Origin of the sequence: Rathayibacter sp. AY2B7 (assembly GCF_002931635.1) — a bacterium.
GTDB lineage: Bacteria > Actinomycetota > Actinomycetes > Actinomycetales > Microbacteriaceae > Rathayibacter.
On record NZ_PSUC01000158.1, the window covers coordinates 1 to 4,799 of the forward strand.

A 4,799-nucleotide genomic window follows, 5' to 3' on the forward strand; every position below is an offset into this window, starting at 1 on the left:
GGATCCGGTCGGTCCTGCGCGCGGAGGCGGACCGCGGCGCGACCGTGGTCTGCGTCTCGCACGACCCCTCCGTGCTGGCCGATGCCGACCGCGTCGTCGGACTCGTCGACGGGGCCCTCGCTCCGGCGGACCGATCCGTCACCCGCGGCCCGTGAGGCGGGGGCGCACGGGCCGTCCGTGACGGATCGCACCCGAGCGACGGGCCGCGGGCTGGGAGGATGGGGGGATGACCTCGACGCTGCTCGACCGGATGCCGACGCCCGACGCGGACGGGCGCGTCGACGACGACGCGGTCTACCTGGCCTTCACCGAGTGGGCGGAGTCGCGCGGCCTCCCGCTCTACCCGGCGCAGGACGAGTCCATGCTCGAGATCGCCTCCGGCTCCAACCTGATCCTCTCGACGCCCACCGGCACCGGCAAGTCGCTCGTCGCGATCGGCGCGCACGCCGCGGCGCTCGCCTCCGGGCGCCGCAGCTTCTACACGGCGCCGATCAAAGCGCTCGTCTCCGAGAAGTTCTTCGCGCTGGTCGACGTCTTCGGCGCCTCCAACGTCGGGATGGTCACCGGCGACTCCTCGGTGAACGCCGACGCGCCGATCATCTGCTGCACGGCCGAGATCCTCGCGAACCTCGCGCTCCGGCACGGCGAGGACACGCCGGTCGACCAGGTCGTGATGGACGAGTTCCACTTCTACGCGGACCCGGCGCGCGGCTGGGCGTGGCAGGTGCCGCTGCTCACCCTCCCGCACGTGCAGTTCGTGCTGATGTCGGCCACCCTCGGCGACGTGACGGCGCTCGCCGCCGACCTCAGCCGCCGCACGGGCCGGGAGACCGCCCGGGTCACCGGCGTGGAGCGCCCGGTGCCGCTGCACTACTTCTACGAGATCGCTCCGATCCACGACTCCATCGAGGAGCTGCTCTCGACGAACCAGTCGCCGGTCTACGTCGTGCACTTCTCGCAGGCGGCCGCTCTCGAGCGTGCGCAGGCGCTCACCAGCGCGAACATCGCCACCCGCGAGCATCGCGACCGCATCGCCGAGGTGATCGGCGGCTTCCGCTTCACCACCGCGTTCGGCAAGACCCTCTCCCGGCTGCTCCGGCTGGGGATCGGCGTGCACCACGCGGGCATGCTGCCGAAGTACCGCCGCCTGGTCGAGCAGCTCGCCCAGCAGGGCATGCTGCGCGTGATCTGCGGCACGGACACCCTCGGCGTCGGCATCAACGTCCCGATCCGCACCGTGCTGCTCACCGCGCTGACCAAGTACGACGGCACCCGGACCCGCCAGCTCTCGGCCCGCGAGTTCCACCAGATCGCCGGCCGCGCCGGTCGCGCGGGGTACGACACCGCCGGGACCGTGGTCGTGCAGGCCCCCGAGCACGAGTCCGAGAACCGGAAGGCTCTCGACAAGATGGGCGACGACCCGAAGAAGCGGAGGAAGTGGGTCGCCAAGCGCGCGCCGCAGGGCTTCGTCAGCTGGGGCGAGCCGAGCTTCCGCAAGCTCGTCGACGCCGAGCCCGAGACGCTGACCTCGCACATGACGATCACGTCGGCGATGCTGCTGAACGTGATCGCCCGCGGCGGCGACGCCTACGCGAACGTGCACGCCCTGATCTTCGACAACCACGAGCCGTGGAAGCGGCAGCTGCAGCTCGCCCGCCGGGCGCTCGGCATCTACCGGACGCTGCGGGAGGCGGGCGTGGTCGAGCAGAGCGTCGGCGCCGACGGCGTGACCCGCATCCGCCTGACCGTCGACCTGCAGCCGAACTTCGCGCTCAACCAGCCGCTCTCGCCGTTCGCGCTGGCCGTGTTCGACGTTCTCGACCCGGAGTCGCCGAGCTTCGCGCTCGACGTGATCTCGGTGCTCGAGGCGACCCTCGACGACCCGCGCCCGATCCTGGGGGCCCAGCAGTTCCAGGCCCGCGGCGAGGCCGTCGCGGCGATGAAGGCCGACGGGATCGAGTACGAGGAGCGGATGGAGCTGCTCGAGTCCGTCACGCACCCCAAGCCGCTCGAGGAGCTCCTCGAGGCGACCTTCGAGACCTACACCGCGGCGCAGCCGTGGGTGAAGGACTTCGAGCTCTCGCCGAAGTCGGTCGTGCGCGACATGTACGAGCGGGCGATGTCCTTCGGCGAGTACACCGCCTTCTACAAGCTCTCCCGCTCGGAGGGACTGGTGCTGCGCTACCTGTCCGACGCGTTCCGCGCGGCCCGGCAGACCATCCCCGACGAGCTGAAGAACGAGGAGCTGCACGACCTGATCGAGTGGCTGGGCGAGCTCGTGCGCCAGGTCGACTCCTCGCTGGTCGACGAGTGGGAGGAGCTGGTCAACCCGGCGCTCCACTCGGCGGACCAGGCGATCGTGCCGCCCGCTCCGCGCCGCCTCACCGCGAACCACCGCGCCTTCCGCGTGCTGGTGCGCAACGAGATGTTCCGCCGGGTGACCCTCGCGGCCCTCGACGACCACGAGGCGCTCGGCGAGCTCGACGCCGCCGCCGGCTTCGACGCCGACGCGTGGGGTGCCGCGCTGGACGACTACTACGACGAGCACGACAGCATCGGCATCGGGCCCGACGCCCGGGGTCCGAAGATGCTGCTCGTCACGGAGGAGCCGACGCAGTGGCTCGTGCGGCAGATCCTCGACGATCCGGCCGGCGACCACGACTGGGGGATCTCGGCGACCGTCGACCTCGCCGAGTCGGACGAGCAGGGTGCGGCCGTCGTCCGCGTCACCTCGGTCGGCCGCCTGGACTGATCAGCGGCCGCGCTTCTCCCGGCGCTGCATCTCGGCGGCGATGTCCGCCTCGGTGATCTCCTTGCGGGCGGGACCCCAGATCGACGCGGCCTGGCCGACGACGCCGATCCCGATCCCGATCATCGGCCAGATCGGCCAGAAGTAGCCGTCGGCCCCTGTGCCGACCCAGACGGCGGTCGTGATCGCCGAGACGCTCGCCCATCCGCCGAGCGACCCCAGGAAGTCGCGGCGCCGCTTGACCTCGCGCACGGCGAGCGCGCGCTCGGCGTCCTCGACGCGGGCGGTCTCCACCTCCTCGCCGGAGGCGGCCGCCGGGACGACCTCCGCGGACCGGTCTCGCCGGGCGGACGGATCCGGAGTTCCCCACTCGTTCGTCATGCGGCCAGCCTACGCACGGGCCGTCGGCAGCGGTACGCGGGCTTCAGGCGGCGGTACGCGGGCTCAGGGGGCGGTCGCCTGCTCCGGCTGGCAGTGCGGGCACCACCAGGTGCGGCGCTGCTCGGGGTCGTCGCGGACCTCGTCGCGGACGAGCACCGTCGTGCCGCAGCGCAGGCACGGGCGCCCGGCGCGCCCCGCGACCCAGTGCCGATCGCCGCGGCGGGTGTCACCGGTGGTGGTCTGGAACATCCCCGGGATCGTGACGGAGGCGCGGAGGCCTCTCGCCGCGGTCGCCACGAGGGCGTGGACGTCGAGGGAGCCGATCGGCCGCCAGGGCCAGGCTCCGCGGAGGAAGCAGACCTCGTTGGCCCAGAGGTTGCCGAGGCCCGCGAGGCAGCGCTGGTCGAGGAGTGCGGCGACGACGGGCCGGTCCGGGAGGCGGGAGAGGCGCCGGACGGCCTCGTCGGTGTCCCAGTCCGCCCGGAGCGGGTCGGGCCCGAGGTGTCCGACGGCGCGCGGCTCGTCGCGGGTGGCGAGGAGCTCGACGACCGGGAGGTCGATGCCCCACACGGTCGAGCCGTCGTCGAGGCGGAGGCGGACGCGGACGTCCTTCTGCACCGAGCGGGGGACCGCTCGGCCGGGAGCGGTCACGGTCCAGGAGCCCTGCATCCGCAGGTGGGTGTGCAGGGTCGTTCCGCCGGAGAAGCGGGTGAGGAGGTGCTTGCCGTGGGTGTCGTGCTCGAGGATCCTCAGCCCGGCGAGGGAAGTGCCGGCCGCGTCCGCGGAGCGCAGCTCGCCCTCGAGGACGGTGCGACCGTCCGCCGCCCGCCTGAGGCGGGCGGCGAGACGGTGCACACTGTCTCCCTCGGGCATCCCCGAACTCTAGGAGCCGGAGCTCGTCGAGGTCAGGGGTCGCGCGGGATCAGGCGCCGCGGTACGCCTGCTTGTAGACGCGCTCGGTGCCGTCGGGCGCGGTGACCTCGATGGTCGCCGTGCCGGCCTTGATGGGCTTGAAGACGGTCACGGTCTTCACCGTGAACGACTGGCCGGGCTTGACCGTCTTCTTCGTCTTGCTGCCGTACGCCGTCGTGATCTCGATCGAGACCGTCTCGTCGCCGTTGTTCACCGCCGACACCGTCAGCGTCCGCACGACGGCGAGGCGCTTGGTGGAGGCGGTGGTCGCGACGTCGATGACCGTGACGGGCTCGGGCTCCGGGTCCGTCTGGGTCTCGGGCAGGTCGAGGCCGACGACGACCGGGTCGTGGTCGCTGGAGCGGTACGCCGAGGTGTCGTAGAAGATCGTCGCGTTGTAGTCGTAGCGGCTGTACTCCAGTGCCACGGACTCGCCGCTGTTGATGTTCCAGGTGTCGACCCCGGTGACCGTCCTGTCGGCCGCGGGCGAGGCGAAGACGTGGTCCAGCGAGCCGACCGCGCCGTCGAACGAGTACGAGTACTTGCCGTCCTTCGCACCCTGGTCGATGTAGCCGGCGTCGGTGATCACCTTCACCGGGTCCTCCTTCGAGTAGGCGTTGAAGTCGCCCAGCAGGTAGACGAGCTCGGTGGCCTTCTCGGTGCGGAGGCGGTCGGCGAAGGCGACGAGGGCGGTCGCCTGCTTCACGCGCGAGGCGTTCGAGGCGCCCTGGCCGTCGCCCTGGTCGGCGTCGGCGCC

Annotated in this window: 4 protein-coding genes; 1 reads left to right on the forward strand and 3 read right to left on the reverse strand. The window is 72.1% G+C overall.

What is annotated here, in order from left to right; genetic code table 11:
- Positions 1 to 226 precede the first annotated feature (226 nt).
- Positions 227 to 2,752, forward strand: coding sequence for an RNA helicase (locus tag C5C27_RS16560; RefSeq protein ID WP_104314949.1), 2,526 nt, complete (start codon positions 227 to 229; stop codon positions 2,750 to 2,752).
- Here the strand turns inward: C5C27_RS16560 and C5C27_RS16565 are convergent, their stop codons facing one another.
- The 3 genes from C5C27_RS16565 to C5C27_RS18715 form a co-directional block, all read right to left on the reverse strand.
- Positions 2,753 to 3,130 (reverse strand): 2TM domain-containing protein, encoded by a 378-nt coding sequence (locus C5C27_RS16565; protein ID WP_104272851.1) that lies wholly within the window; start codon positions 3,128 to 3,130, stop codon positions 2,753 to 2,755.
- 63 nt (positions 3,131 to 3,193) lie between these two features.
- The gene (locus C5C27_RS16570) at positions 3,194 to 4,003 is read right to left on the reverse strand and encodes a DNA-formamidopyrimidine glycosylase family protein (RefSeq protein ID WP_104314950.1); all 810 of its coding nucleotides are present in this window, start codon (positions 4,001 to 4,003) and stop codon (positions 3,194 to 3,196) included.
- A 49-nt stretch (positions 4,004 to 4,052) separates the two neighbouring features.
- Positions 4,053 to 4,799: endonuclease/exonuclease/phosphatase family protein (locus C5C27_RS18715; RefSeq protein WP_374955289.1), on the reverse strand; the 747-nt coding region annotated here is incomplete at its 5' end.

Excerpts from the sequence above, each read along its gene's own strand:
- C5C27_RS16560 (WP_104314949.1), top strand. The coding sequence starts at position 227 with ATGACCTCGACGCTGCTCGACCGGATGCCGACGCCCGACGCGGACGGG.
- C5C27_RS16565 (WP_104272851.1), bottom strand. The coding sequence starts at position 3,130 with ATGACGAACGAGTGGGGAACTCCGGATCCGTCCGCCCGGCGAGACCGG.
- C5C27_RS16570 (WP_104314950.1), bottom strand. The coding sequence starts at position 4,003 with ATGCCCGAGGGAGACAGTGTGCACCGTCTCGCCGCCCGCCTCAGGCGG.